The organism is Psychrobacter sp. JCM 18901 (assembly GCF_000586435.1).
Taxonomy (GTDB): domain Bacteria; phylum Pseudomonadota; class Gammaproteobacteria; order Pseudomonadales; family Moraxellaceae; genus Psychrobacter.
The window spans coordinates 116,737-142,640 of record NZ_BAWH01000003.1; the positions used below are offsets into that span (position 1 = coordinate 116,737).

Genomic DNA, 25,904 nt, shown 5'->3' on the forward strand with positions numbered 1-25,904 from the left:
ACAAAAGGTAAAATAATGTTCCTGAACACCTATTAAGAGTTCAAGTTCCGTGCCAAGTTAAAAAAGCCAATAATCGAGTAATAATTGAGCAATAATTAGGTTCTGATTAATATATTCATTAATTTAGTGCAAGATGGTTAATAAACTGCACCATAAAGGGGAGATGAACAAAAAAATGGTGCAATCCAGAAAACCAAATTTTTAAAATTGCATAGCTATCATATGAAGAGATTTATCGTTAAAAGTGCTTATTACTAAAAATGCTGTTTGCCAAAAGCATTTATTGCCAAAGACCTGTAAAACGGCTACGGTAATATCTCTAAGATAGTTACTATTTTGCGCGTTGAGCCAATGCGTGGCTGCCATGATGAATTTTACTGCTAAGGAATGATGTATGAACGCACAATTAACGGATTCGCCTGTCTCAACAGGTCGTGGCAGCGTATTACCGCCGCTTAATCAAATGACTAGATTTGCTATCCTTCCATTTGTACTTAGTAGTAGTGCCATCTTGGGATTGTCTTCGGCGCAAGCGGCCACCAGTAGCGTCGAGCAAGTGACCATTTATCAGGGGCTGGCAAGCGTGACGCGCGCATTGCCTATTACAGGTAGCGGTGAGCAAATGGTGGTGTTTTCGTGCCTATCACCTTATATGGATAAAGAAAGTCTAAGCGTACAAGCGACGAATAATGTCAACGTTGGGGAAGTCAGCATCGAAGAGCTGACAGGTGAGCAGGCAGCCCAATGCCAGTATCAAGGTGATGCCAAGGTACAGACGCAGCAAAACACCTTAGCCAATATCAATGCTGAATTAGAAGCGGCACGATTAGCAAAGGCTTACTTGCAGAATTTGACCAAAGCCACGCAAGTCAATACAGACAGCACGATTGCCAATAATGCCCGCGATATAGAAACTCAAGCTACCAGTATTAACCAAAGGATTTTAGAGATTCAACAGCGACAAGCGCGTGCCCAAGACGCACTTAATCAACTGATGGCAGGCAGCGCGACATCGACCTTTAACAAGGTGACACAGGTGAGTGTACGTACGGCAAGCCGCTCGCCAAGTAGTATTAAGTTGCATTATCAAGTGCAAGGTGCAGGTTGGGAGCCTGCATATCAAGCTCGCCTAAACACAAACAGTGAGCAGTTAAGTATCACAGCTTCTGCGATTATTGCTCAGCAAACTGGCGAGAACTGGACAAACGTACCACTGACACTTAGTACTGTTAATCCCAATCAAAGTACGACGGGGCAACTGCCATATGTGCAGCGTCTATCATTGTATGAAGAGAGCGCGGATGCCCGAGTAAGACGCGAGCTACCTATGATGGATGCGTCCCCTGTTATGATGGAAGAGCCTGCTTATAACAAAGGAGCAGGCGCACCGATGGCACCGCTACCGAATTTTACGGTCAGTAGCCAAAACAAAAATGGCATTATCGAGTATCGTTTACCGCAGTTGGTCAGTATTCCGAGTGATGGGAGACGCGTACGCACAGTGATTGGGGAGCAGGCAGGTAACAGTAAGCTCTGGATTCGCAGTACGCCAAGTGTTGAGACTGCTGCCTACTGGTATGCGTCAGCGCCGTTTTTGACGCCGGACTGGGTCGATGGTTCGCTACAGCTGTACCGTGATGACAATTATGTTGGACAATCGCGCTATAACTATCAAATGCTAAAAGAGCAGGGGATTGGATTTGGTCGTGATTCAAATATGCTCGTAAAAGAGCTGACCAATGAAGACAAGCAAGGGGAAAAAGGCGTGCTCAACCGTACGCAAACACTGACGACCACCCAAGCCTATCAGTTTACCAATCAGCACAATCGTAGCGTACGCTTGCAAGTACTGGGCAGTGAACCTATCAGTCGTGACGATAGTTTAAAAGTTGCGGTGACTCATACGCCGCCTGTAACTGAGCGAGATTGGAATGACAATCAAGGTATGGTGGCGTGGGAATTTAACTTACCAAGTAAGCAATCAAAAGTAATACGTTCAACCTCCCAGGTTAGTTATCCTGCCAATAAATTACTGACTGGCAATTAATAAGCACTGCCTGTAAGTGCTACCTTATTAATAAGTAAAGTCTGAAATAATATCTTTGCCTCTATTAAGAATTACCCGCATAACGAAAATTATTATAAAAGGAAAGCTATGTGTATTGTCGCTATTGCTTGGCAATTATTTGATGAGTTACCGCTGGTACTACTGTCTAATCGTGATGAGTTTTTGCAGCGCCCAACTGAGCCGCTCCACCAGTGGTCTGACCAACCTATCTATGCTGGACGCGATAAGCAAAGCGGTGCACGTGGTTAGGCATTCATCAGCAAGTGTCACCAGCGCAGAGTGCAGAGTATTATGAACAGAATGGTCGTTGGGCTGCAGTATTAAATTTCCGTGATGGTGTGCAGGCAAGTAGTGATGAGCGCTCACGTGGTGGACTGGTCACTGAATTCTTGACAGGGACTCTAAGTCCGATGGATTTTGCACGGCAGATTGATTTGCAAGATTATGCGGGCTTTAACCTGATCATTGGTGACGCTGCGCAAGCTGTGATCGTTAATAATCGTGGCCATGCACCCACGCCATTATACTCAGGTCTGTATGTTATCTCTAATGGACAACCAGAGGACAGCTGGTTTAAGACAGAGTGGTTGCGCGGGCGACTACGTCAAGAAGTGCTGCCATTGATTGCAGAGGATAGTTCGCCTGCGTACTGGCAAGCGGCGGCTTTTAACATTTTGTCAGATAGTACCAAAGCACCAGAAGATAAATTGCCTATGACTGGCGTGGCATTTGAAGTGGAGCAAATGCTATCGTCTGTTTATATTGAACCCGTCGCTTTTGGCGATACTAAAACTAGCAAACCTACTTATGGTACCCGCACTCAAAGCATCTTAACGTTGCGCAAAGAGAGAGATATGGGAGCAAACTACACGGCTGACATTGTTAGCCGAGAGTTTGATAGTCACTGACAATGACGGTTAGTAGATAATAAAAAAACACCCACGGTAATTGCTAACATTCTAGCTACTATCGTGGGTGTTTTGCATTGTACTATTGAGTGATTCATTACATAAGCAGATGATTATTTTGCTCAGGAATGATCAGCTCTTGCTTTAGCGGGAGTTCGCGTACCAATTCTTGCAAGGCACGACGATAAACGCCTCGTTTAAAGTGAATCACTTGTCCGAGTGGATACCAGTAGCTGACCCATTGCCAATGGTCAAATTCAGGTTTCCCTTCGTCAAAGCGTATATGTTGAGTATTTGGCTCATCTAAGCGTAGCAAAAACCATTTTTGTTTTTGCCCAATACATAAGGGATGCTGACCATGACGTACATAACGTTTTGGCAAACGATAGCGCAACCAGTCTTGCGTGACTGCCAATAAGTCTACGTGACGCGGATGTAAGCCGACCTCTTCCCAGAGCTCGCGATACATTGCATCCATCGGCGTTTCCCCGCGGTCGATACCACCCTGCGGAAATTGCCAAGCGTTGTGACCAATACGTTTTGCCCACAGAACCTGCCCTTGTGTATTTGCCAAGATGATGCCGACGTTGGCGCGAAAGCCGTCTGCATCTATCATGACTAAACCTTTTAATTTGTTTAAAAATAGCTTGTTTTGACTTGAAACCGTGACAGCAATCGTAATTATTATAAGGTGATTGTTATCGACATCCGCTCAAAACAAGATTCATTACCGTTATTAAACCAAGAAACAAGCAAAATGTGTAACAGTATTTTGCTATAAAATGTTTCACGAGTTTTACCTTTTAAAATCAACTATTTATAAGCAAACTTTTGTAGGTTTTTATACAGTATTTTTGGGCAAGTGTCGAAGAGTAGTAATAGGCGGATGAACATACGATTATTTAGTAAACTGTCGAACTTCACTATTTCGATATGTATAAAGTGATGAAAGCACAGATTTCACTGGCGAGCTAACAGCAAAACAATGAGCCTATAAAATCTTGCTTTGGCTTATGCTACACTAGCTGGGCAATATATCATTCACACAATAATAATAGCAATACGCCATTTAAAATAAGGAACATCTACAATGTCAGAATCAAAAGCAAGCGTCATATGGCAAGAGAACAAAGCCTTTATGGGTGTGTCACCATCAGGACATAATGTACAAATCGATGCTGATAAAGAAAAAGGCTCAAGCCCGATGGAGCTTATTTTGTTAGGATTAGGTGGTTGCGCCAGTTATGACGTCGTAGAGATTTTACAGAAATCACGCCAAGCAGTGACGGATGTACGTTGTGAGCTAACCGCCCAGCGTGCTGAAACCGTACCAGCGGTCTATACCGATATTCATATGCATTTCATTGTCACTGGTCAAGAGGTCAAAGAAAAACAAGTCGAAAAAGCCATCCAGTTATCAGCAGAAAAATACTGTTCTGCCAGCCGTATGCTAGTAGCAGGTGGGGTCAATATCACCCATGATTTCGAAGTGGTTGCAAGCTAGGAACTTATATAATGATAAGTGCATTTTTTTGAGTTGGTAACTGACAAAGTGGCGTCTGCCATTTTAGCCATGGTGGTAGCAAGTCTATTGCCATGGGCGGTGTCAATCGTTGCGAAAGTATCTGGTGGCTTTAGAATCAGAAATAATGCACATCCTCGCGAATTCTTTCAAAATGCGACAGGCCTGGCAGCACGTGCTAATGCAGCACAGCAAAACAGTTATGAAACCTTGCCAGTATTCTTGGCAGCAGTATTGGTAGCTATGCTGTTCTTTGTACCGCAGTCGATTATCAACGTATTGGCTTGGCTGTATGTGATGATACGAATTGGTTTTTGTGTGGCGTATATTACTAATTTGGCAATGTTCCGCTCTATCCTCTGGGTACTATCAATGGCATGTTGTCTAATGCTATTTTATTTAGCGATACGAGTCAGCGTCTAGTAAAAATATCCGTAACTGCCAAAACGCTCAAATACAAGCAGGTGATTAATCTCGTACGCTTGCTTGTAGGGCGCTAATAATCACCGCTTTATTTTTCTCTCGTTTAATACCTTCCCACACTGTTTGCGCCTCAACGTAGCCTTTGGTAAGCATACCTAGCCATTGTTTATAACGACCGACCAAAACCACATCGTTCTTTGCCTCACCTTCCAAAAACTTAATCTGATGCGCGATTAAATCTTGCCATAACAATGTAGCCGTATTCTCTACGCTATCAGTACTGTTTTCAGTATCATTATCAACCTGTGCCACTAAATCAGGACGTGTTACTGCGCCGCGACCTAACATCAAATGCGGTGTACCTGCTTGTGTCATACAGTTTTGCGCATGCTCAAAGTTCCAAATTTCTCCATTGGCAATGACTGGAATATCGAGCGCATTAAAGCTCTGGATTTTGTCCCAATAGGCAGGCGGCTTATAGCCTTGGGTTTTAGTACGTGCATGAATGGTCAGCCAGTCGGCGCCGCTATCGTTAATTGCACCGCGAATATCATCCATTCGGCTAGTGTCGGTATAGCCCAGACGAATCTTAGCTGATACTGGTATATGGGCGGGAACGGCTTGGCGTACGGCACTGATAATCTGATACATTGTTTCAGGTTCATCCAGCAGTACTGAACCACCGCGATGACTATTGACCGTTTTTGCAGGACATCCAAAGTTGATGTCGATAGCAGGCGCACCGAGCTCACAAGCGTACGCGGCGTTTTCGGCCATAAGCTGTGCTTCGCTACCCAAAATCTGTACATGAATGGGCGTACCAGAGGCCGTTTTGGCATCATGATGTAGCTCAGGCACATATTTATAAAACACATGCGCAGGTAAGACGTGCTGAGTGATGCGAATAAACTCACTGACCGACCAATCATAAGGACACCCCAAGTCAGACGCAATTTGGGTTAAGATTTGGCGCATTAATGGATCGGTCAAGCCTTCCATAGGCGCGAGCAAACGCACGGGAGTCGCAAATAACTGATTAATGGTATTTTGACGCGTTTGAAGTTGTTGGTTATTATTCATGCTGGTGATTCACTGCTAAAGGGTCACTATGAGAGATTGAATAAAACTTGAGGCTGACAAAGGTGGAGGGTAATTAAGTATTACCAAAAATCACTTTTTTTGCCCGTCTGTAATCCTGATATCAAGTCTTTAATATTGTGAATATCCAAATTGCTTTGCGCACGCGTGCAAGCAACATAAAGCAAACGCAGCTCTTCTGGACTGATCTTGACTGCATTGGTTGTCACATCGTAGTAAAAATCATCATCTAGTTGTACTTTTCCCCATTCAAGCCCTTTGGCTTTATGAGCAGTAGAGATGACATAGTCAGCGTTTTCAATGCTAGTCAGACTATTGACCGCTTGGCTTAGTACATTAGTACCATGGTCATCGACCAGTTTGACCAGTGTTTTGAGGTCGCTACCCTCATTGGTTTCGGCGTACTCTTGCACATCACCCCAATTATAAAAATAAGCCAGCTCAGGTACACCGTAAGCCGATTTACCATTTTTTAAGTTTTCGGCTGCCTGACAGAATTTGAGCATACGGTCGGTATCCGCTTGTAGCGCCACGCGATGCCCGTGTTTTAATCCTGTCAACAGTTGCGACATAGCAGCAGCATTGGTACGGCACAAAATAGCATCTTTCTTACTGTGTACCATGCCCTTATCGGTAGAGGATTGCTTGTTTGGATTACCCTTTAGCGGTACGTCTTCTTGTAGCGCTTTTAATAAGGTATTGGCCACTTCTGCAATCGGCTCGCCAAAGCGAAAAGACTGTGTCAATAATGTCTGCGGTAGCGGCAGTTTTTTTCATCGCATTGACCGCACCGCGCCATTCATAAATCTGCTGGTGTGCATCGCCACATAGATGACTTGTCTCGACTGCTGAGTCAAGATACCCATCATCAAGGGATCGGCATCTTGGGCTTCATCAAATAAGATAAAGTCCGCTGGAATACTGGCTTAGACAACGCCCAAAGCTTGAGATAAATATCATGGCCAATACCAGCAGGGTGACGCGCATCAATCGACTGTAACCAGCGCTGCTCAACAGCGGGGTAGAGCATCTCGCGCAGCTGCTCTGCATCTGAGTCATCGAGCCAACTTGGGAAGAGTATGTGCTTGGCGCAGGGTAGCTGGCATGCGTGCTGCAAAAATTACTTACCGCATCGCTGACGAACCGAGACAATCGTGCGGGTGTCAGCGTAATGTATTTATTAACCCCATCCATTTGTCGACGTACTTGTACAGGCTGTAGTCCTAAATCATCACCGAGACGCTTAGGTGAAAATCGTGGCAGAGATAGCTTGGCGGTAATATCACGAGCCACATGACGATACGCAAGTGAATGAAAAGTACGACACTCTACATGTGGCGGAAACTTTGAACGAGCATCATTGGCAATCGCTTTGTTAAAAGCCAGATATAGTCCGCGGCCACGTAAGCGCTCACCGATTAGCTTGAGCGTCGTTGTCTTACCGGCGCCCGCATAAGCGACCACTTTAAACGACTTATGATCCATCGCCATATTCAGCGCGCTCAGCTGCTCGTCAGTGGGATCGCTCATATAAGCTGGCATAGATGCGGACATAATAAAGCTACCTAAATACAAAAATTGATTAAAAATAAAAGGGGCAAAAAAAGCCACTGGGTAAACAATGGCTTATAGATGATGGTGATGCTAAAACGTGATAGTAAGCAATCAGCTTACTAATGAGGCAAGAATAAAACGGTGTAATGGTAGTTTAACGCATAGCTATATGTAATCAATAACTTTATTTTAGTCTGGATTAGACTGATAAGTGTTTTATTCTTTGTCTGTCGATATGAGAGTAGGACTAGGCTCTTCTTTGATTAGAATCTTCGCCAAAAACAAACCAAGCTCAAACAACAACCACATCGGAATCGCCAACATGAGCATCGATACGCCATCTGGCGGCGTAACAACAGCAGCCACAGCAAAACAGCCCACAATGATATAACGACGCTTTTCTTCTAAGCTCTGAATGGAGACAATACCTGCCAATATCAATAGCAAAGTGACAACTGGAATCTCAAACGTTAAGCCGAATACCATAAATAATTTTAAGGCAAAACTGAGATAGCTGTCGATATCTGTCATGGGTAGTACGTTTTGCGGGGCAAACATGATAAAGAACTTTAAGACCCCTTTGAGCACAATAAAGTAAGAAAAAGCCACACCAGCATAAAACAAAAATATAGAAGATAGCAGTACTGGAATAGCAATTTTCTTTTCTTTTTTTATACAGACCGGGCGCTACAAATGACCAAATTTGATAAAGGATATAGGCATCGCCAAAAATGCAGCTACAAATACGGTCAAACGTATCGGCGCCATAAAGTTCGATGTGATATCGGTGGCAATCATGGTCGAATTGGCGGGTAACTGCGCCACCAACGGGTCAGACAACAAGTTATATAGCTCACGCGAATAGCCGACCAAACCTAAAAATATTATCAGTACCGCCACGCATATTTTGATCAAATGCCGACGCAGCTCAATCAAATGCTCGGTAATAGCATATCAGCCAAAGGGCTTAAAACATCCTCTGATTTTTTTATCTTGAGTGGTATTGGTCGTTGCTGCAGCACCTTGATTAAGGTTGTTTTGATCGATAGCTTCTTGATCAATGACATTTGGGTCAGTAACGGCAGAAACAGCAATTTTCTCTTGACGACTTTTTTTGCGCTTGAATGATGGCATCAATCAGTCTCCTGCTTATGGTCAGAAGTCTGCATGTTGGCAGGACTGTTGAGTAGGGCATCCGCTTTATAGTTTGGCACATATGGTGGCATTGGGAGCCGACGTGCTTTGTCATAAGCGCCAAGTCGAAACCACATGTTTTCCCACGGTCGGGTAATGATGGTCTGAACAACTGGCGCTGCCTTGGCGTTGTCACTCACATTTGCATCATCTACATTTGCATCATCTACATTTGGATCATCTATATTGTCACCGCTGTGACCGCGCTTCGATAATTGGTCATTTTCTAATGTATCTGTCTGCTCGTCAGTGGCATAAGCATAGTCGAATGCTTTTGGCGTGGCTGACGGCTGCTTTTGTGTGCGGTTATTTTCATGAACTTCGTCACCCTTGCTATTTTCAGCATTCGTAGATGCTTCAGAAGCTATCGAAGCAGGACTATGCGAGCTTTCAAATGCTTTCATATTACCCCGCATCTCAGCCATCTCACGCCTCATTTCGGCTTCGGTCTGGCGAATTTTGGCAAGCTCTTTTTGCATTTGCTGGCGCGTCTCAGCCAAGTCAAGTTCAGCCTCTATTTCAGACTGCAATGTTGAGACTGTACGGCGAATTTTGGCGTACCATTGCCCAGCCGTGCGCGCTGCCTGCGGCAGTTTTTCTGGGCCCAGTACGATTAGGGCGATAACGCCAAAGAGAAGTAGTTCAGAAAACCCGATATCAAACATAATGGTCCGATGTCACTGTTTAGATGCTATACGTTATGCTTATCATCAACCTTGCTGGTTGAGCGCTCTTCAGTGTGTGCCGTTGCATCGTGGTCAAGAACCGCGTGTTTTTTGGCATGCTCTGTATTTTCATCTTTAACAGCTTCTTTAAAACCTTTGACAGCACCGCCCAAATCTTTACCAGCATTTCTGAGTTTTGAGGTGCCAAACACGACAACGACAACGACCAATAGTATCAGCCAATGTGTAATAGAAAAACTACCCATAATGGTATCCTTGTGACTTGGTTTTCAGTCTTTATATGCCTGCTTTGAGTTTGCAAAAAGGTCTATCTAGCAAACAAAAAGCATCGACATATAATGCGAGATAAAACAGAGCTATATTATAACCTGCACTTATTACAAATAGGTGAAAGCAACAATAATCAAATAAAATAGACGTTTATTTTTTATTTAGGCTTATCTAGCGGCTTTCTCATCGATACCGGATAACCCAAAACGTCTGCCTAGCTCGTTTAACACGGCATCCGACTCTATATCAAACCATGCTAGCCCAACCAAGGTATGGAACCAGACATCGGCGACTTCATAGATCAGCTCATGACGCGCTTCATCGTAGCTTGCTTTGTCTGTACTCTCATCGCAGTTAGCAAAATCTTTGGCAGCGATGATACTCTCTGTGCTCTCCTCACCGACTTTTTCTAATATCTTATTTAATCCTTTAGCATACAGACTGGCGACATAAGAGCTGTCGGCATCGGCTTGTTTGCGCTCTGCTAATACGCTATCAAGCTGCTGCAATACAGAGGCTTTATCGATTTGTGCTTGAGTAGTATTAGATTGTGCTTGGATGGTATCAGAATCAGTATTCGCACCAGTGTTTTCAATTTCAAGAGTTTCGCTAGTAGAGTCATGAGAATGATAAATATCTGCAGGGTCTTTTAATACTTTATCGACAGTTTGCCATTCAGGCGTTTGACCTGATAAATCCAACCGCTGATAAAAGCAAGATTCACGTCCCGTATGGCAAGCAATGCCGCCAGCCTGAGTGACACTAAGCACAATCACATCTGCATCACAGTCTAGACGAATATCATGCACAGTTTGCGTATGACCTGATGACTCACCTTTATGCCACAGCTTGGCACGTGAGCGTGAAAAATAAACCGCTGTTTGGGTTTGCGCGGTTAGCTGCAATGCTTCTGCATTCATCCACGCCATCATCAAAATACGACCTGTCTGATGATCTTGAGCAATTGCAGGAATCAAACCATCATCATTAAAAGTTACGGCAGTCAGCCAAGCAGGTAAAGTCATAATGTATTTGTCGTCTTATAGGTAGAAAGTGAAAAAGAGTGATAAGCAATTATACTACTTATGATTAAAGCGGGGAGATTATCTGAAATGCTCTGCAATATGCTGACAGCTAGCAATATGATGTCAGCTAAATGCGCTATAGAGTGCAATTATGCTAAATCTAAATGAACAGCATACTATTGATAATAAGCGATTCTACAGTCTAAATAAATGCGGATACAACGCTTCTTTAATCGTATTATCAAGCTTAGTCACTTTATTGAGGTTAAAGTCGTAACCTCTAAAATGCTGGCGCGCTTTTGCTACTATTTCGCCCGTGTGCATCCGCGTGACCTTTAGGATTATATTACCGCCATTATCATATATTGGCTCAACACCAACTTCAAATAATAGCTCTTCTCGTACGCGGATACGGCTCACAATATCTAGCTGCAATTTATCAATAATCAAGCCTTGATGGTCTGCGTTGATTTCTTTGACCCCTTTAGCGTATAGAAATCTTAGCCGTGCTTCGGACAATAGCGCTGTCAGAGATTCTACCGTCATATGCTGTCCTGCGTCGGCTTCCGTATGACGTACACGCATCACTGTCTCAAAAACAAACAAGTCGTCGTCGAATACTAACTCTTGTTTTGACACACTATCTCCTAGAGTGATGGCCAAATATGGTTCTATTTATCATGCCGTAGGTAGCAGCACTGTTATTGTTATCGTCGTTATGACTGTGCATTCTAGCTTAAATATTCATGGTAAATAAGGTGGTTTTAATAGTGTTTATATGAAGATATAGCTCAGTCTCTACTTAAGCACAGCTTAGGCTGACATTCAATCTATTTGGATAAAAATCAGCCATTTTATTGGTGCTTTTAGGAGAGCCGCTATCGCTTATTTGATGCTGATTACTTGTCTATATTGACTACTAAAACCTCGCCAAAACTTTACTTGGCAAAACAAGGCACTATCTGCTAAAATAGCGCCTCCCACCTCGAGGCAAATAGAGGTTTAGTGGTTATTTATATAACGATTATTCAGTATGACTATTTGACGACCAGGTTCTAAAACAGAAAAAGAGGCAAATCATCATGAAAGTTAAGATGAAAACCAGAAGCGGCGCAGCTAAACGCTTCAAAAAAACAGCGAATGGCTTCAAGCGTAAGCAAGCATTCAAAAGCCATATTTTGACCAAGAAATCAGCTAAGCGTATTCGCCAATTGCGTGGTCTTAAGTTGGTGCACAAGTCTGACGAAGCAGCAGTTCGTCGTATGTGCCCATACATTTAATAGCCTACCGTCATCTATCTTTGATTGAAAATATTTGACTTTGCAATCTGACAATGATGTTTGTTATTTGACAGCATCATCACTCGCTTAACAGTGATTAAAAAATCTTGGAGTAAATTATGGCCCGTGTAAAACGTGGTGTACAGGCAAATCGCCGTCACAAAAAAATCTTAAAGCGCGCAAAAGGCTACTACGGTGCCCGTTCACGTGTTTACCGCGTAGCGGTACAGGCAGTGACCAAAGCTGGTCAATATGCTTATCGTGACCGTCGCAACAAGAAACGTACTTTCCGTCGTCTTTGGATCGCACGTATCAATGCTGGTGCACGCTTAAACGGCTTAAGCTATAGCCGCTTCATCAATGGCATGAAAAAAGCAAACATCGCAATCGATCGTCGCGTTCTAGCAGACATCGCTATGCATGATGCAGCGACTTTCACAGCATTGGTCGAAAAAGCAAAAGCGGAATTGGCCTAAATATTAACCGTCCTTTAGGTATGATGCTTTTAAATAATTATTTATAAGCAATTGTCTAAATGGATAGGACTAATATTGATTAATAGTATGATATTAATAAAAGCTACCGCTGGTCGGTGGCTTTTTTTATATTAAATTATTTTAAGCGTGCTCTTTATTGAGTAAAAATACGCTTATCATCGTCTAAATATTCAAGCCATTCTTCTAACCAGCCTTTATATTAATCTTTTATATAAACATAGCTGGATAAATGGTTTGCAATATTTGGTCAAATCCCTACAATTAATAGTCCGTTCAAATCAGGAATAATGCGTCTTATGACTAACCCTGCTGCCACCAACGACTTGTCGGCGCTACCGACCTTGTCTTCAGAGCTCAATGAGCTTAACGAAGCTCAGCTTACCGAATTTGCGAGTGCTGCTGAAGCTCTAATCCTACAAGTAACTGATGCGCGTACACTGCAAGATTTGCGTGTGCAATTGACTGGTAAAAAGAGTCCGTTAACGGGCTGGTCAAAGCAGATGGGCAAGCTCGATGCTGATGATAAAAAAACTTATGGCGGCTGGTTGCATCAAGTGCGTAGTCGCATTCAGCAAGCACTGACAGACCAGCAGCAGCAACTAGAAGTCGCAGCGCTCAATGCCAAGTTGGAGGCCGAGAGCATTGATATTACCTTGCCTGCTCGCGGTGGTCAAAAAGGTCATCTGCATCCAGTAACCATGATTACTCAGCGTATGCAGCAGTACTTTATTCAAGCGGGTTTCAATGTCGCAACTGGCCCCGAAGTCGAGAGCGACTACTATAATTTTGAAGCGTTGAATATCCCGTCGCACCATCCTGCGCGCGCGATGCATGATACATTCTATTTCGATGCGCATTATCTATTGCGTACGCATACCAGTCCTGTCCAGATTCGTACCATGGAAAAAATGAGCCGCCGATTCGCATCATTTGCCCAGGCCGTGTTTATCGTAACGACTCAGACCAAACTCATTCGCCGATGTTCCATCAGCTAGAAGGCCTTATGGTCACCGAGTCGAGCACTTTTGCTGAGCTAAAGGCTTAATCAGTGAGTTTCTAGAAGCATTTTTTTTGCCAAAGAGCTGACCGTACGTTTCCGTCCGTCGTTTTTCCCATTCACTGAGCCGTCTGCAGAAGTGGATATCTTAGATGACAATGGCAAGTGGCTTGAAGTAATGGGCTGCGGCATGGTGCATCCACAAGTATTAACCAATTGCGGTATCGATAGCGACAAATACACTGGCTTTGCTTTTGGTATGGGTATCGAGCGCTTTGCGATGCTGTATTACGGTATTGATGACTTGCGCTTATTTTTCCAAAATGATGTGCGCTTCTTAAAGCAATTTGGCTAGAGTTTTCTTTATACCTATATAGTTAGTTCAAGATAATTTAGATCCAAGGAAGGCGAGTGAAAGTGCTACAAATCGTAGACTGAGCGAGCCTGACGCTGTATCTAATTTATATAGGATTGACTATAGCAAGCGAATTCGCCAAGCTTTACTCCAACATCTTTATTATAAAATTCTGATCCGAGATATTTATGAAAATTAGCGAACAGTGGCTACGTCAGTGGGTAAACCCTACAAATACTAGCGAACAGTTAGCCGAACAGTTGACTATGGCAGGTCTTGAGATTGATGATCGCTATGCGGTTGCCCGTGCTTTTAGCGGTGTGGTTGTCGGTGAAGTCATCAGCGTTGAGCAGCATCCTGATGCAGATAAATTACGTGTTACTCAAGTAAATATCGGTGACGCTGAGCCGCTACAAATTGTCTGCGGTGCTCCTAACGTGACCGTCGGTATGAAAGCACCGGTTGCTACCGTTGGTGCGGTATTGCCAAGCGATGACGCCAGTAATGGTAAAGCGGGTTTTAAGATTAAGAAGAGCAAACTACGCGGTGTGGCTTCAAACGGTATGCTATGTGGCGCCTCTGAAATTGATTTAGTCGATGATATAGATGGCTTGCTTGAGCTGCCTGAAGATGCACCAGTTGGTACAGATATTCGTGAATATCTAGGTTTAGATAATCAAATATTGGATATCTCTATCACCCCAAACCGTGGTGATTGCTTTAGCGTACGTGGTATCGCTCGCGAGATATCAGTCATCAACGATCTACCTGTACAAACGCCAGAAATCTCGGCCAATACCGCTGGCACTGCCGCAACACCAGCTGTGACAGTCGATGCAAAGGAAGCGTGTCCTCGCTATCTGTTGCAGTCGATTCGCAATATTGACCGTAGCATCGATACTCCGAAATGGATGCAAGATGCGCTAGTACAGTCGGGCCTACGTTCACACAACTTCTTGGTCGATGTGACCAACTATGTGTTGATGGAGTTGGGTCAACCGCTACATGCGTTTGACGCAGACATGATCGAAGGTGATATCGTTGTACGTTTGGCACAGCCTGATGAAACCATTACTTTGCTGAATGAGCAAACCGTTACCTTGACCGGTGATGAGCTTGTGATTGCTGATGATAAAGGTGCTTGGCACTGGCTGGTATCATGGGTGGTCAGCGTAGCAGTGTCACTGATAGCACTACCAATATCGTTGTAGAAAGTGCTTTCTTTAATCAACTCGCTATCGCTGCACGCGCACGTCGTTTCGGGCTACATACGGACGCATCACAGCGTTTTGAGCGCGGTGTCGACTTTGAATTGCCAGCATTGGCGTTGGCACGAGCTTGTGATTTAATCACCAGTATCACTGGCGGTGAAGCTGGACAAATAGTCACGGCCGAAAACCTTGAGCATTTGCCAGCACGCGCGCCAATTACATTGCCCATCGCGAAAGTTCGCGATGTCATTGGGATTGATATTGAACCAACTGAGATGGTACGTATCTTGACCCAGTTGGGTTTTAAAGTAGAGCAGCAGAGCGATTCACTGATTTGTAAACCGCCATCTTATCGTTTTGATATGAGTATCCGCGAGGATTTAATCGAAGAAATTGCTCGTATCTATGGCTATGACAATATTCCAAGCGTCCTGCCACATTTACAAGTCAGTATGGATTATGATGATACTGCAGATTTGACCCATGAGATGAAGCTATCATTAGTTGACAACGGCTATATGGAAGCGATTAGCTTTAGCTTTAGTGATGCAAAACTAGAAGCATTGCTTGACGACGAAGCGCTAGGAGAGGTGTTGGCACTGGCAAACCCTATCTCTAGTGATTTAGCCGTTATGCGTCGTACTTTGCTATCGAGCCTATTGCCTTGCGTGCAATATAATTTAAATCGTCAGCAGCCGCGCATACGTTTCTTCGAGACAGGTCTTAGCTTTGTTGGACAAAGTATTAGTGACTTAGTACAAACGCCAAGTATCGCTTTAGTCGCAGTTGGTGATATATGGAGCGAGCAAGCTTATCAGAATCGTGCGTTAGATTTTTATGACCTAAAGCATGATATTGAGCAGCTATTACCAGCTCAAATCGATAGCGCACGTATCCGCTATGAGCGTAGTACGCTGAGCTTCCTGCATCCAGGACAAAGCGCTGAGTTATATATCGATGATATATACGTTGGTTGGTTGGGTCAGTTGCACCCAAATACTGCTAAACAATTAGATCTGCCGGCTACATGGGTCGCTCAATTGTCACTGGCACCGCTATTGACGATTGCACGTGAGCAGCATGCTATCACGACACCAAGCAAGTTCCCGCAAGTACGCCGCGATATTGCTATCTTGGTAGACAGTGACATCAGTTTGCAGACACTAGAGACAACGGTGCGAACTGCGGCAGGTAATTTGTTGACTGATCTTTGGTTATTTGATGTCTATCAAGGTGACAAAGTACCAGAAGGCCAGCGCTCACTAGCGTTTGCACTAATATGGCAAGACAGTACGCAAACGTTGTCTGACGAAGCCGTCAAGACTACCACAGATAAAGTGGTACAAGCGCTAACTGACCAGCATTCTGTACAGCTGCGCGACAGCTAACATTTAGTAAGTATTATACCCAATGCTCTGTAGTCTTTTTACCATGAGGCTACGGAGCATTGCTATTCATAGAATAAGTTAAGTGGTTATTAATAAAGGATTTTAATGAAGACTTTGTTAAAAAAACGGTCAAAAAAACCTTTATAATAGCTAGCCTTAACCCTCATACCGCTAAACCATGATATTCGACATCACGACATAGCATAGGAGTCGTACTGTGAGCACCTTAACCAAATCTGACATGATTGAGCATTTGATGAGTCACCTAACCTAACACGCCAAGAAGGCCGCTGTCTGGTGGAGAACTTTTTTTTGATGAGCTGTCAGAGAGTTTGATTGATGGCAAAGAGGTCAAGCTTTCAGGCTTTGGCAACTTTGAGCTTAAAGATAAAAACAGCCGTCCAGGCCGTAACCCGAAAACAGGGGAGCCTGTTGCAGTATCCGCACGCCGTGTGGTTACTTTTAAGACAGGACAGAAATTTCGTCAGAAGGTTGACGAGCGTTTGTTCGATAGCTAATACTTAGTTTGGCGCTGCGCTGAACGATAGTGTGTCTGTTTTATCGTGAGTTTATAAGAATGCTAGTGCGTATTTGCACTTAGTTATTTTTGCGTACATCTATGTATTTCGATATTGCGGCACGCATCGCATATTAGGGTTATCTATAAAGTAAAATCCTACTAAGATCATAAATGATAGACATAAAAAAGAGAGCATAGGCTCTCTTTTTTACTACAGTTTATCTATTGTATGAACAATAAATTACTGAGCTTCTTCAACTACTACTTCGTCAGAAGCTTCAACAGCAGCAGTATCAGTTTCGCTAGCTACGTCTACGCTAGTGGTGTCGCCGTCTACAGGAACTTCAGCGTCCATTTCGTCAGTAGCAGTTGCAGCTTGTGCATCAGCGATGTCAGCTTCAGCGCCAGCAACAGCAGCGTCAGCATCAGCAGTCATTTCGCCTTCAGCAGCAGCTTCGTTTAGCTCTTCAGAAGCGTCTTGCACTTCTTCTTGCGCGTCAGATAAATCTTCAGCAGCGTTTTCTTTGCTGCTATCACAGGCAGTAAGGCCCATAGTTGCAGTCATGATACCAGCTAGAGCAAGTAATTTAAGTTTCATATGGTTTTCTCCGGAAAAATGAAATGAGCAGTAGCAGCAACAAAGGTCGAAATCCGAGATTTCTCAGAATTCAACTACTCTTAGTCACAGCTACTCAGCTTCCACGCATTCTATAGGTTTTCTAAGTAAATAGAAATAGCCTGTACAATTAAGTAACAATAAAATTTAAAATAATATTTTACTTTCTCTATCCGATATACTTTTTAATACAAGAAGCCAAATTAATCGACGTATAATCAATGACATCAGAGGGATTGAGACCTTTTTTTTAGTTCTCATTTTTTTGTCTCGAATTGTTGATATTAACCCCGTTTTTATGGGTAAGAATTGAATTAAATAGTCCGATTATGGTCCTATATTACATAAATCCTAGTTAAGTTAGCAATTTTATAGGTTTCTACTTGCTTTTAGGATAGTAGACTAGGTCATAGCGTGAGTTAACTGGTCAAATAACATATAACATAAGTAAAGATTAATAGAAGTAGTGGCTAATAGAGATAGTAGTTAATAGAAATAGTGAATTAATCTATATTTGAGGAATAGAATTATGAAATGGCAAGGTAGACGAGGTAGCTCGAATGTGCGCTCTAGCACAGGTGGCGGTAAGATGATCGGTGGTGGTATTGGTGGCATTATTATCGCAGGTATTTTGTGGTTGGTATTTGGGGTAAACCCAATGACCGCATTACAGACAGGACAGGCGGTTACAGGTGGTAGTAGTGAATCATCTACTGAGCTGGCAACCAGCACAGACCGAGACACGCAGTTTGTGAAAGTTGTACTAGCAGATACAGAAGAAGTCTGGCATCAAATCTTTAATGAAGCTGGTAGTACTTATCAAGAACCGTCATTGATTTTGTTTAATGGTCAGGTCAGCTCAGCATGTGGTAGTGCTAGCTCTGCAACCGGTCCATTTTATTGTCCAGGGGATCAGACTGTTTATTTGGATACGTCATTCTTTGTAGAGATGCGTCAGAATCTTGGTATTTCAGGCGATCAGCAAGGCTCTGGTGGTGAAGAGAACCAAGGCAAGGCTGGCGATTTCGCACAGGCCTACGTGATAGCGCATGAGGTCGGTCATCATGTTCAGACGCTACTGGGCATTAGCCAACAGGTCAATGAAGCTCGTCAGCAAGTGACCCAAGCACAGTCCAATAAGCTATCAGTATTGCAAGAGTTGCAAGCGGATTGTTTTGCTGGTGTATGGGCACAGCGCAATCAAGAGCGTGTACAGTTTTTAGAAGCTGGAGATCTTGATGAAGCGGTGAATGCAGCTAGTCAAATTGGTGATGATCGTCTAGCGAAAGCGAGTGGTGGTGCAGTAGTGCCCGATAACTTTACTCATGGTACCAGTCAACAACGTGTCGAATGGTTCACCCGTGGTCTAGAAAGCGGTAATGTACAATCTTGCGATACGTTCAGCGGTGCACTTTAATGGCCATACATATTAGTAGTCATGTGTTTTACTAATGATGTATTTCTAATACTGATGTTTTTTATTATAAGTCTAGCGCATGGACTTATAATAAAAATTAAGACATAAAAAAAGCCTGCAACGAATTGCAGGCTTTTTTTTATCATCTTTTATCTAATATCACTCAACCAATTGTCAAATAATATCAGCGTAGAAAGATTTAGTTGTTATCAAGAACATAACCACCAGCACCGCCAATCGCTGCGCCAGCCAATGCGCCACGAGCGATATCTTTACTGTCACCTTTGCTTTTAATAAGAGCGCCAGCTGCTGCGCCAGCAGTAGCACCTTTAGCTGTGTTGCTCATACCGCTATAAGAGTTACAACCAGTCATGATTAGTGCTGAGCTAGTAATTGCAGTCATTGCGATCGTTTTAGCAAATTTCATATTATCACCTATTAAGTCATCAAGTTTAAAATACAATACCTTCAAAATACTGTGTCCATGATATTTTCAAGTATATTCCTACTGTCTGTCATAATAGTCGGTTACTAATAATATAGTCGTAGTAAAAGCGCTAAACTTTGCAAACGAGATGTAAGCGATGTTGCCGTACTGTATCATCAGCAATGCCTGTTAACGACAGTGCAGATTACGTCCTAATGGGTTTAACTATTAATATTTTGATGCTGTCATAAAAAAGACTACCTATAGGTAGTCTTAATATTGAATCAAAGCTGAATATGTCTAGCAAACTGACTAAGAATTAGTTTTGTGATTTACGCTTCATTTGCTCAAAGAATTCGTCATTGGTTTTCGCTTCTTTTAGGCGATCCAATAAGAACTCAGTGGCTTGTACGCCATCCATCGGTTGAAGTAGTTTACGTAAGATCCATACTTTACGCAGTTTGTCTTCGTCCAATAGACGCTCTTCGCGGCGCGTACCAGATTTTTTTTGATATTAATCGCAGGGAATACACGTTTTTCAGCCAAGTCACGCTCAAGCGTAATCTCTTGGTTACCCGTTCCCTTAAATTCTTCAAAAATAACGCTATCCATCTTACTACCAGTATCAATCAATGCACTGGCAATAATAGTCAAACTACCACCTTCTTCCACGTTACGCGCAGCACCAAAGAAACGTTTTGGACGTTCTAGAGCATTGGCATCCAGACCACCCGTCAACACTTTACCTGACGATGGAATGACCGTGTTATAAGCACGCGCTAGACGCGTAATTGAATCAAGTAAAATCACCACGTCTTGCTTATGCTCGACAAACGTTTGGCCTTTTCGATGACCATTTCAGCAACTTGTACGTGACGCTGTGGCGGCTCATCAAAGGTAGAAGCGACCACTTCACCGCGTACTGTACGTACCATCTCAGTGACTTCTTCTGGACGCTCATCAATCAATAGTACGATTAAATAACATTCAGGGTTATTACGAGTGATTGATTGCGCGATGGTCTGTAGCAACATCGTTTTACCCGCTTTTGGCGGTGCGACGATGATAGAACGCTGACCTTTACCAATCGGAGCGATTAGGTCGATGATACGACCAGTCAAATCTTCAGTGGTGCCGTTACCAAGCTCAAGTTTTAAATGCTCAGTTGGGAATAGGGGCGTCAGGTTCTCAAAGATAAGCTTATGACGTGAGCGATCTGGCGTATCAAAGTTAATCTCGCCAACTTTTAATAATGCAAAATAACGCTCAGAATCTTTTGGTGGACGAATCGTACCAGCGATACTGTCACCAGTTTTTAGACTGAAACGGCGAATTTGGCTAGGGCTGACATAAATATCATCAGGACCGGCTAAATATGAGCCTTCTGATGAGCGCAAAAATCCAAAACCATCAGGAAGAACCTCAAGTACGCCGTCACCATAAATGGCTTCACCGTTACGCGCATGGGTTTTTAGAATAGCAAAGATAATGTCCTGTTTACGGCTACGCGCCATATTATCAAGACCCATTTCTTTGGCGATAGCCAATAGCTCAGCGATTGATTTTTTCTTTAATTCAGTAAGATTCATAGATAGGTCATTAGCAATTGATCAGATGAGAGATGCCATTAGCAGCACAAGTCACGACAGTGATTAAAATAACGGTAATATGATGATATGGGTGTGTGCACAGCGCTGTAGTTTATGTAGTTTTGGTTTTATATGTCTGCTTATGTACGCATTGCCATCATTGGATGCAAGGTAATAAGAAATAAGGATAAAAAAGGCTACATAAGAGTCTGCGTCAAAAACTCAATATCAGTAATTGCGTTTAGTCATTTTGTTCAGCAATGGTGTTTATAATGACGATTGTGTTTTTGTTGATAAACACGAGGAGAATAGCGACAAGATACTTAGGAAAACAGTTGGTTTTCTCTTGTCAGCAGACTATACGGTCTTCACAATAGCGTTGTCAATAAATTTTGCCAAAAAAAGTCACATTATCGAGTTTTTTGCACAAAAAAACAAGCAAAAAAAGCCACTATCTTGGTTAGATAATGGCTTTCTCGGTTATTCTATTTTACCCGCTCAAGTTCATCTAGAGCGAGCAAATGTAACTTATAAATGCTTGTCTAGTACTTTAGCCAATTCAGCTTTTGGCTGTAGGCCCATTACTGAGTCAACTTTTTCGCCATCTTTGAATACAAATAGTGTTGGGATGTTGCGAATACCAAAACGGCTAGCCGCTTGTGGGTTGTTGTCTACGTCTACTTTGACGATTTTAACTTTACCTTGGTACTCAGTCGCTAGATCTTCTAAAATAGGAGCAATGGCTTTACAAGGACCACACCATGGCGCCCAGAAGTCTACTAGTACAGGTACGTCTGATTGTAGAACGTCTTGATCAAAGTCTGTGTCGGTAGTATGTACAATAAGGTCTGACATAATTTTATCTCTCTTGTTTTATTACTTCTATCACCACTCATCAACCTATATATTGGTTTAATAATAAATCAGTTGGTGGTCAAAGAATTGTTTAGAAGGGGTGAAAATGTGCCATTATATTAACATGTTTGCCCTAATTTGACAGATACAGGCTGGTTAAATTGTTTAACAACTAGTATTAGCACAATAAATCAAAACGGTGCAGCACAAGAGTGTCTAATCTGTTATTTAATACGATTATCCTTATTAAAGTATGTATCTCAGTGCGATATAAGTCGTATTTTATATCTCGTTTATATAGTAGCTAGTGATTAGTAGCTAGCGATATTAATGACATTAAAAATCAGTCAAAGTTTTGCCTTTTTATCCAAATAAACGTTGTTCATAAAATGCTATCATGCCAAATATAGCTATCGTGTCTAAAAGACTAGCCACCAAAAATCCTTATCTTAAAACCAATTTACATAAGTAGTTAAATTTATGCCTTTTACCGATGAAGAAGTTAACGCCCTCAATGCCCAAGAAAGCGCTTATCCGCTTGAGTTTTTTTTAAAAATTTTGCGCAAGAAATTACGGTTTATGAAGACGATGACATTTGGGTGGTTGATAAACCTGCAGGCCTATTAAGCGTCGATGGTAAAACACTCAAAGTCAGTCTGCTTGCTCGTCTTGAGCGTGCCAATCCAGCTGTCAAATTGATTCACCGCTTAGATATGGACACCTCGGGACTGCTTATTTTTGCAAAAAAATGCAGCAGCGCAAACCAATGTCAGTAAGCAATTTATCGAGCGTCTACCGCAAAAGAAATATCAAGCACGTGTCTTTGGTAAATGGGAGCAGGTCGGTGCAACTGGTGAGATATCAGTGCCAGTACGCTATGAGCCAAGTACCAAACCGCGCCATATCGTCGATCACGACTGGTCGAAGCATGCACTGACGTTGTATGAAGTTGTGGCTCATGAAACCTGTAATGGCGAGGCAGTCACTCGGTCATGCTAAAGCCAGTCACGGGTCGCAGTCATCAGCTACGCGTACATATGGTCCATGTCGATCATGTGATGATTGGCGATCCGATTTATGCTGAAGGTGCCGCACTAGGGATAGCCCCAAGGCTCAACTTACATGCACAGCAATTGCGTTTAAAGCATCCAGTACTGGGTGCTTGGATGGACTGGGAAAGTCCCTGCCCATTTTAAATCGTTAGATTTTGCCGCTTGCTGTTAATAGATGCGATAAACGGCTCTAAAGCCAGCTATAAAATGCCAGTCATGCAAATACAAGGATGAAAGTATGCTTGATATCACCACTACCAAACAGGCTATCAAAAATCGCTTTAAAGGTAAAAAGTCAAAGACGGACAAAGTAGCCGACTATGAAGTATTGATTATCGGTGCGGGTATCGCAGGTATTGGTATGGCTTGCCGTTTACAGCAACAGCAGCATAAAGGCCTATTCGGTCATAAAGCTCCAAAAAAGCAAAAGCAGGCAAAATCGACTAATAAGCAAAAACCTCCACAGCGCTTTGCTATCTTAGAAAAGCGTGCTGATTTGGGTGGTACATGGGATTTATTTACCTATCCCGGGATTCGCTCTGACTCTGACGCCTTGACCTTTGGCTATAATTTTAGGCCGTGGCTTGATTATAGAATGCTTGCAGCAGGCGATGATATCAAACGCTATATCGCCGATACGGCACGCGAGTTTGGGGTGACCAAACATATCCATTATCAGCATGAAGTTCAGCAGATATCATGGTCTAGTGAGGAACAACAGTGGTCAGCAACTATTAAAAACCATGCAAGCGGTGAGATTTTTGTTAAGACTGCTAAGTTTATCGTAGGTGCCACTGGTTATTATGATTATGAGCAAGGCTATCGCCCTCGTTTTGAAGGAGAAGAGAATTTCCACGGTCAAATCGTCCATCCACAGCACTGGAATAATCTAGACTATAATGATAAAAAAGTCGTCGTTATTGGTAGCGGTGCCACAGCGATGACATTGCTACCTGCGCTAGTAGACAAAGACAGTAATCAGTGTGCGCGTCATGTCACGATGCTGCAGCGTACGCCGACCTATGTGGCAAGCGTGCCGGGTGATGACCATGCTATTGACTGGCTATCTGGCAAGTTTTCTCCTTTATCAAAAGAGCAAGCTTATACGGTATTACGCGCGCGCAACGTGTTACGGCAACAAGGCCTTTACAAAGTTGCGACTCATGCACCCAAGGTGATGAAGGCAGTCTTAAAACATGGGGTGAAAAAAAAGAGTTAAAGGGTAGCGGCGTCGACAGCAAGCATTTTATGCCTGACTATAATCCATGGGATCAACGAGTATGTGCGGTACCTGACGGTGATTTATTCAAAGCCCTGCAGGACAAACGCGCAACAGTAGTGACCGATCAAATCGGCACTTTACGGCAACGGGAATTATGCTGCAATCTGGCCAGCATCTCGACGCTGATATCATCGTTACTGCGACTGGCTTAAAGCTACAGATGTTGGGTGGGGCCGCGGTATATATCGACGGTCAGGCCGTCGATATCGGCACGCGTATGACTTATAAGGCAGTCATGATAGAAGGCATACCTAATATGGCTGCACTGTTTGGCTATACCAATGCCTCATGGACACTAAAAATCGATTTGGCTTGTCAGTATGTAGTGAGGCTACTGGGGTATATGCATAAGAACCGTTATCAAGTCGCCATGCCACAAGCACAGACTGCAGATATGACAGCCTGTGCTCAAGTAGATACCGTAATGGGTTCGCTATCGTCTGGATATGTCAGACGCGGCAAAGACGAGCTACCTAAGCAAGGCGATCGCTATCCTTGGTTCGTGACCAACAACTATCTAAGCGATCGAATCATGCTTAAGTATCGCAAGATAAAAGACGACTGGTTACGATTTAGCCGTTAGCGTCTTGGTAATTATTGATGATGGTTGTCGATGAAATCGGCCACTTGCTTACTTAACATCTGCCACAAGGTCTCCTGAGCGCTTTTGCTGCCCCATGCATTGTGCGGACTAAAGATAACACGCGGATGGTCGCTGATACTGAGCAAAGGGTCATTATCAGCGATCGGTTCTTGTTCAAACACATCGCTAGCATAGCCGATGATTTGCTCATTATTAATCGCGTCAGTTAATGCTTGGCTATCAACGATGCCGCCACGGGCGACGTTGACAATGAGCGGTTGTTTAACCATTTTTGCCAGAGTATCTTTATTAATAAGATGCTCAGTTTGTTCGTTCAATGGGCAGTGCAGACTGATCACATCCGCACGTGCCAGCACTTCATCAAACGCGGTATAGTCGTCGCTGCGTGGTTCACGTCCTTGGTGCTCTGCCCACAGTACGGTCATACCAAAGGCACGAGCAATCTCGGTCACGCGCTTGCCGATAGTGCCAATACCAATAATACCTAACGTCTTATCTTCCAAATCAATCAGCGGAATATCTAGCAGGCAAAAATTACCGTTTGCCAGCCACGTGCCATCAGCGACTTTTTGATGATAATGAATACCAGCACGCATAGCTGTCAGCATGAGCATAAATGTGTGTTCGGGCACGCTTTTGACCGCATAGCCAGCGACATTGAACAGCGCAACACCGTGCTTATCGCAAGCCTCTTGATCGACGTTATTCATGCCAGTAGCAGTCAGTTGGATAAGCTTAAGTTTCGGTAGTTGCTCTATCACTTCTGCACCAATCTGGACTTTGTTGGTGATAATAATATCGGCGTCTTTGCAGTGTTCAATGATGACAGCCGTGTCTTTTGGCGTGTCGTTATAAGTGATGTAATCGCTCACACCCATTGGCGCGGGCAGGTCAATACCTTCAGAAAACGTACCTTTATCTAAAAAAACGGCTTGCATGGCTAGTCCTTACTTATTGTTGTCTTATAGATAATTAGCGAATAAACGGCTATCGCATGAATCCTTATCAGCTTAATGTAGCACGTTGATATTTTTAGTCAAAAACGAATCGGCCAAATATCGATAGA

General features: G+C 43.2%; 18 protein-coding genes and 9 pseudogenes. 12 read left to right on the plus strand and 15 right to left on the minus strand.

Annotated features, from left to right (window positions below; all coding sequences use genetic code 11):
• Positions 1 to 394 precede the first annotated feature (394 nt).
• Both TT11_RS04165 and TT11_RS04170 read left to right on the plus strand, forming a co-directional pair.
• Entirely contained in the window at positions 395 to 2,047 is a 1,653-nt protein-coding gene (locus TT11_RS04165; RefSeq protein ID WP_261869173.1) for a DUF4139 domain-containing protein, read from the plus strand.
• Between the two features lie 108 nt (positions 2,048 to 2,155).
• Positions 2,156 to 2,976 (plus strand): annotated as a pseudogene (locus TT11_RS04170) (NRDE family protein).
• A 97-nt stretch (positions 2,977 to 3,073) separates the two neighbouring features.
• On the opposite strand, the gene TT11_RS04175 reads toward TT11_RS04170, so the two are convergent.
• The gene (locus TT11_RS04175; RefSeq protein ID WP_057761956.1) at positions 3,074 to 3,592 is read right to left on the minus strand and encodes an RNA pyrophosphohydrolase; all 519 of its coding nucleotides are present in this window, start codon (positions 3,590 to 3,592) and stop codon (positions 3,074 to 3,076) included.
• A gap of 474 nt (positions 3,593 to 4,066) precedes the next feature.
• Here TT11_RS04175 and TT11_RS04180 point away from each other — a divergent pair, with 474 nt between their 5' ends.
• Positions 4,067 to 4,480 carry an OsmC family protein gene (locus TT11_RS04180; RefSeq protein WP_057761954.1) on the plus strand — a complete coding sequence of 138 codons (414 nt, stop codon included), beginning with the start codon at positions 4,067 to 4,069 and terminating at the stop codon, positions 4,478 to 4,480.
• Positions 4,481 to 4,549: 69 nt separating this feature from the next.
• Positions 4,550 to 4,921, plus strand: coding sequence for an MAPEG family protein (locus TT11_RS04185; RefSeq protein ID WP_370587779.1), 372 nt, complete (start codon positions 4,550 to 4,552; stop codon positions 4,919 to 4,921).
• 45 nt (positions 4,922 to 4,966) lie between these two features.
• On the opposite strand, the gene TT11_RS04190 is transcribed toward TT11_RS04185, so the two are convergent.
• From TT11_RS04190 to TT11_RS04225, 9 genes and pseudogenes are all read right to left on the minus strand, one after another.
• Positions 4,967 to 6,001: a tRNA-dihydrouridine synthase gene (locus TT11_RS04190; RefSeq protein ID WP_261869175.1), complete on the minus strand. Its 1,035-nt coding sequence runs from the start codon at positions 5,999 to 6,001 to the stop codon at positions 4,967 to 4,969.
• Between the two features lie 80 nt (positions 6,002 to 6,081).
• A pseudogene (locus TT11_RS04195) lies at positions 6,082 to 7,561 on the minus strand (UvrD-helicase domain-containing protein).
• A gap of 228 nt (positions 7,562 to 7,789) precedes the next feature.
• A complete protein-coding gene (locus tag TT11_RS17000; RefSeq protein WP_370587773.1) occupies positions 7,790 to 8,197 on the minus strand; it encodes a twin-arginine translocase subunit TatC in 408 nt (135 codons plus the stop codon).
• Positions 8,124 to 8,473, minus strand: a pseudogene (locus tag TT11_RS17005) (twin-arginine translocase subunit TatC); the annotation flags it as partial. The gene TT11_RS17000 and the pseudogene TT11_RS17005, both read right to left, overlap by 74 nt.
• A 54-nt stretch (positions 8,474 to 8,527) precedes the next feature.
• Positions 8,528 to 8,707, minus strand: a complete 180-nt coding sequence (locus TT11_RS04205; RefSeq protein ID WP_261869176.1) for a hypothetical protein — start codon at positions 8,705 to 8,707, stop codon at positions 8,528 to 8,530.
• Positions 8,707 to 9,432, minus strand: coding sequence for a Sec-independent protein translocase protein TatB (gene tatB / locus TT11_RS04210; RefSeq protein ID WP_261869177.1), 726 nt, complete (start codon positions 9,430 to 9,432; stop codon positions 8,707 to 8,709). The genes TT11_RS04205 and tatB overlap by 1 nt, the downstream gene beginning before the upstream one ends.
• A 26-nt stretch (positions 9,433 to 9,458) precedes the next feature.
• Positions 9,459 to 9,698, minus strand: coding sequence for a Sec-independent protein translocase subunit TatA (gene tatA, locus TT11_RS04215; RefSeq protein WP_201571991.1), 240 nt, complete (start codon positions 9,696 to 9,698; stop codon positions 9,459 to 9,461).
• A gap of 192 nt (positions 9,699 to 9,890) precedes the next feature.
• Complete coding sequence (gene hisI / locus TT11_RS04220) at positions 9,891 to 10,748, minus strand: phosphoribosyl-AMP cyclohydrolase (RefSeq protein WP_261869178.1); 858 nt, start codon at positions 10,746 to 10,748, stop codon at positions 9,891 to 9,893.
• Positions 10,749 to 10,943: 195 nt separating this feature from the next.
• A complete protein-coding gene (locus TT11_RS04225; RefSeq protein ID WP_102093896.1) occupies positions 10,944 to 11,387 on the minus strand; it encodes a thioesterase family protein in 444 nt (147 codons plus the stop codon).
• A gap of 443 nt (positions 11,388 to 11,830) precedes the next feature.
• Here TT11_RS04225 and rpmI point away from each other — a divergent pair, with 443 nt between their 5' ends.
• From rpmI to TT11_RS04250, 5 genes and pseudogenes are all read left to right on the plus strand, one after another.
• On the plus strand, positions 11,831 to 12,028 hold the full coding sequence (gene rpmI, locus TT11_RS04230; protein ID WP_057761939.1) for a 50S ribosomal protein L35: 198 nt from the start codon (positions 11,831 to 11,833) through the stop codon (positions 12,026 to 12,028).
• Positions 12,029 to 12,147: 119 nt separating this feature from the next.
• The gene (gene rplT / locus TT11_RS04235; RefSeq protein WP_011281252.1) at positions 12,148 to 12,504 is read left to right on the plus strand and encodes a 50S ribosomal protein L20; all 357 of its coding nucleotides are present in this window, start codon (positions 12,148 to 12,150) and stop codon (positions 12,502 to 12,504) included.
• Between the two features lie 317 nt (positions 12,505 to 12,821).
• Positions 12,822 to 13,877, plus strand: a pseudogene (gene pheS / locus TT11_RS04240) (phenylalanine--tRNA ligase subunit alpha).
• 188 nt (positions 13,878 to 14,065) lie between these two features.
• A pseudogene (gene pheT, locus TT11_RS04245) lies at positions 14,066 to 16,476 on the plus strand (phenylalanine--tRNA ligase subunit beta).
• 217 nt (positions 16,477 to 16,693) lie between these two features.
• Positions 16,694 to 16,994: pseudogene (locus tag TT11_RS04250) on the plus strand (integration host factor subunit alpha).
• Between the two features lie 243 nt (positions 16,995 to 17,237).
• Here the strand turns inward: TT11_RS04250 and TT11_RS04255 are convergent.
• Entirely contained in the window at positions 17,238 to 17,594 is a 357-nt protein-coding gene (locus TT11_RS04255; protein WP_057761933.1) for a hypothetical protein, read from the minus strand.
• A gap of 547 nt (positions 17,595 to 18,141) precedes the next feature.
• On the opposite strand from TT11_RS04255, the gene TT11_RS04260 reads away from it, so the two are divergent.
• A complete protein-coding gene (locus TT11_RS04260) occupies positions 18,142 to 19,029 on the plus strand; it encodes a neutral zinc metallopeptidase (protein WP_101204903.1) in 888 nt (295 codons plus the stop codon).
• Positions 19,030 to 19,228: 199 nt separating this feature from the next.
• On the opposite strand, the gene TT11_RS04265 is transcribed toward TT11_RS04260, so the two are convergent.
• The 3 genes and pseudogenes from TT11_RS04265 to trxA all read right to left on the minus strand — a co-directional run bounded on the left by TT11_RS04265 (position 19,229) and on the right by trxA (position 21,900).
• Positions 19,229 to 19,456: a hypothetical protein gene (locus tag TT11_RS04265; protein ID WP_057761930.1), complete on the minus strand. Its 228-nt coding sequence runs from the start codon at positions 19,454 to 19,456 to the stop codon at positions 19,229 to 19,231.
• A gap of 319 nt (positions 19,457 to 19,775) precedes the next feature.
• A pseudogene (rho, locus tag TT11_RS04270) lies at positions 19,776 to 21,045 on the minus strand (transcription termination factor Rho).
• A 528-nt stretch (positions 21,046 to 21,573) separates the two neighbouring features.
• Positions 21,574 to 21,900: a thioredoxin gene (gene trxA, locus TT11_RS04275; RefSeq protein WP_057761928.1), complete on the minus strand. Its 327-nt coding sequence runs from the start codon at positions 21,898 to 21,900 to the stop codon at positions 21,574 to 21,576.
• A gap of 480 nt (positions 21,901 to 22,380) precedes the next feature.
• On the opposite strand from trxA, the pseudogene TT11_RS04280 reads away from it, so the two are divergent.
• Positions 22,381 to 23,096: pseudogene (locus tag TT11_RS04280) on the plus strand (RluA family pseudouridine synthase).
• Positions 23,097 to 23,313: 217 nt separating this feature from the next.
• Positions 23,314 to 24,817: pseudogene (locus tag TT11_RS17010) on the plus strand (flavin-containing monooxygenase).
• An 11-nt stretch (positions 24,818 to 24,828) separates the two neighbouring features.
• Here TT11_RS17010 and TT11_RS04295 read toward each other — a convergent pair.
• Positions 24,829 to 25,776 (minus strand): NAD(P)-dependent oxidoreductase, encoded by a 948-nt coding sequence (locus TT11_RS04295; protein ID WP_261869181.1) that lies wholly within the window; start codon positions 25,774 to 25,776, stop codon positions 24,829 to 24,831.
• Positions 25,777 to 25,904: the final 128 nt, after the last annotated feature.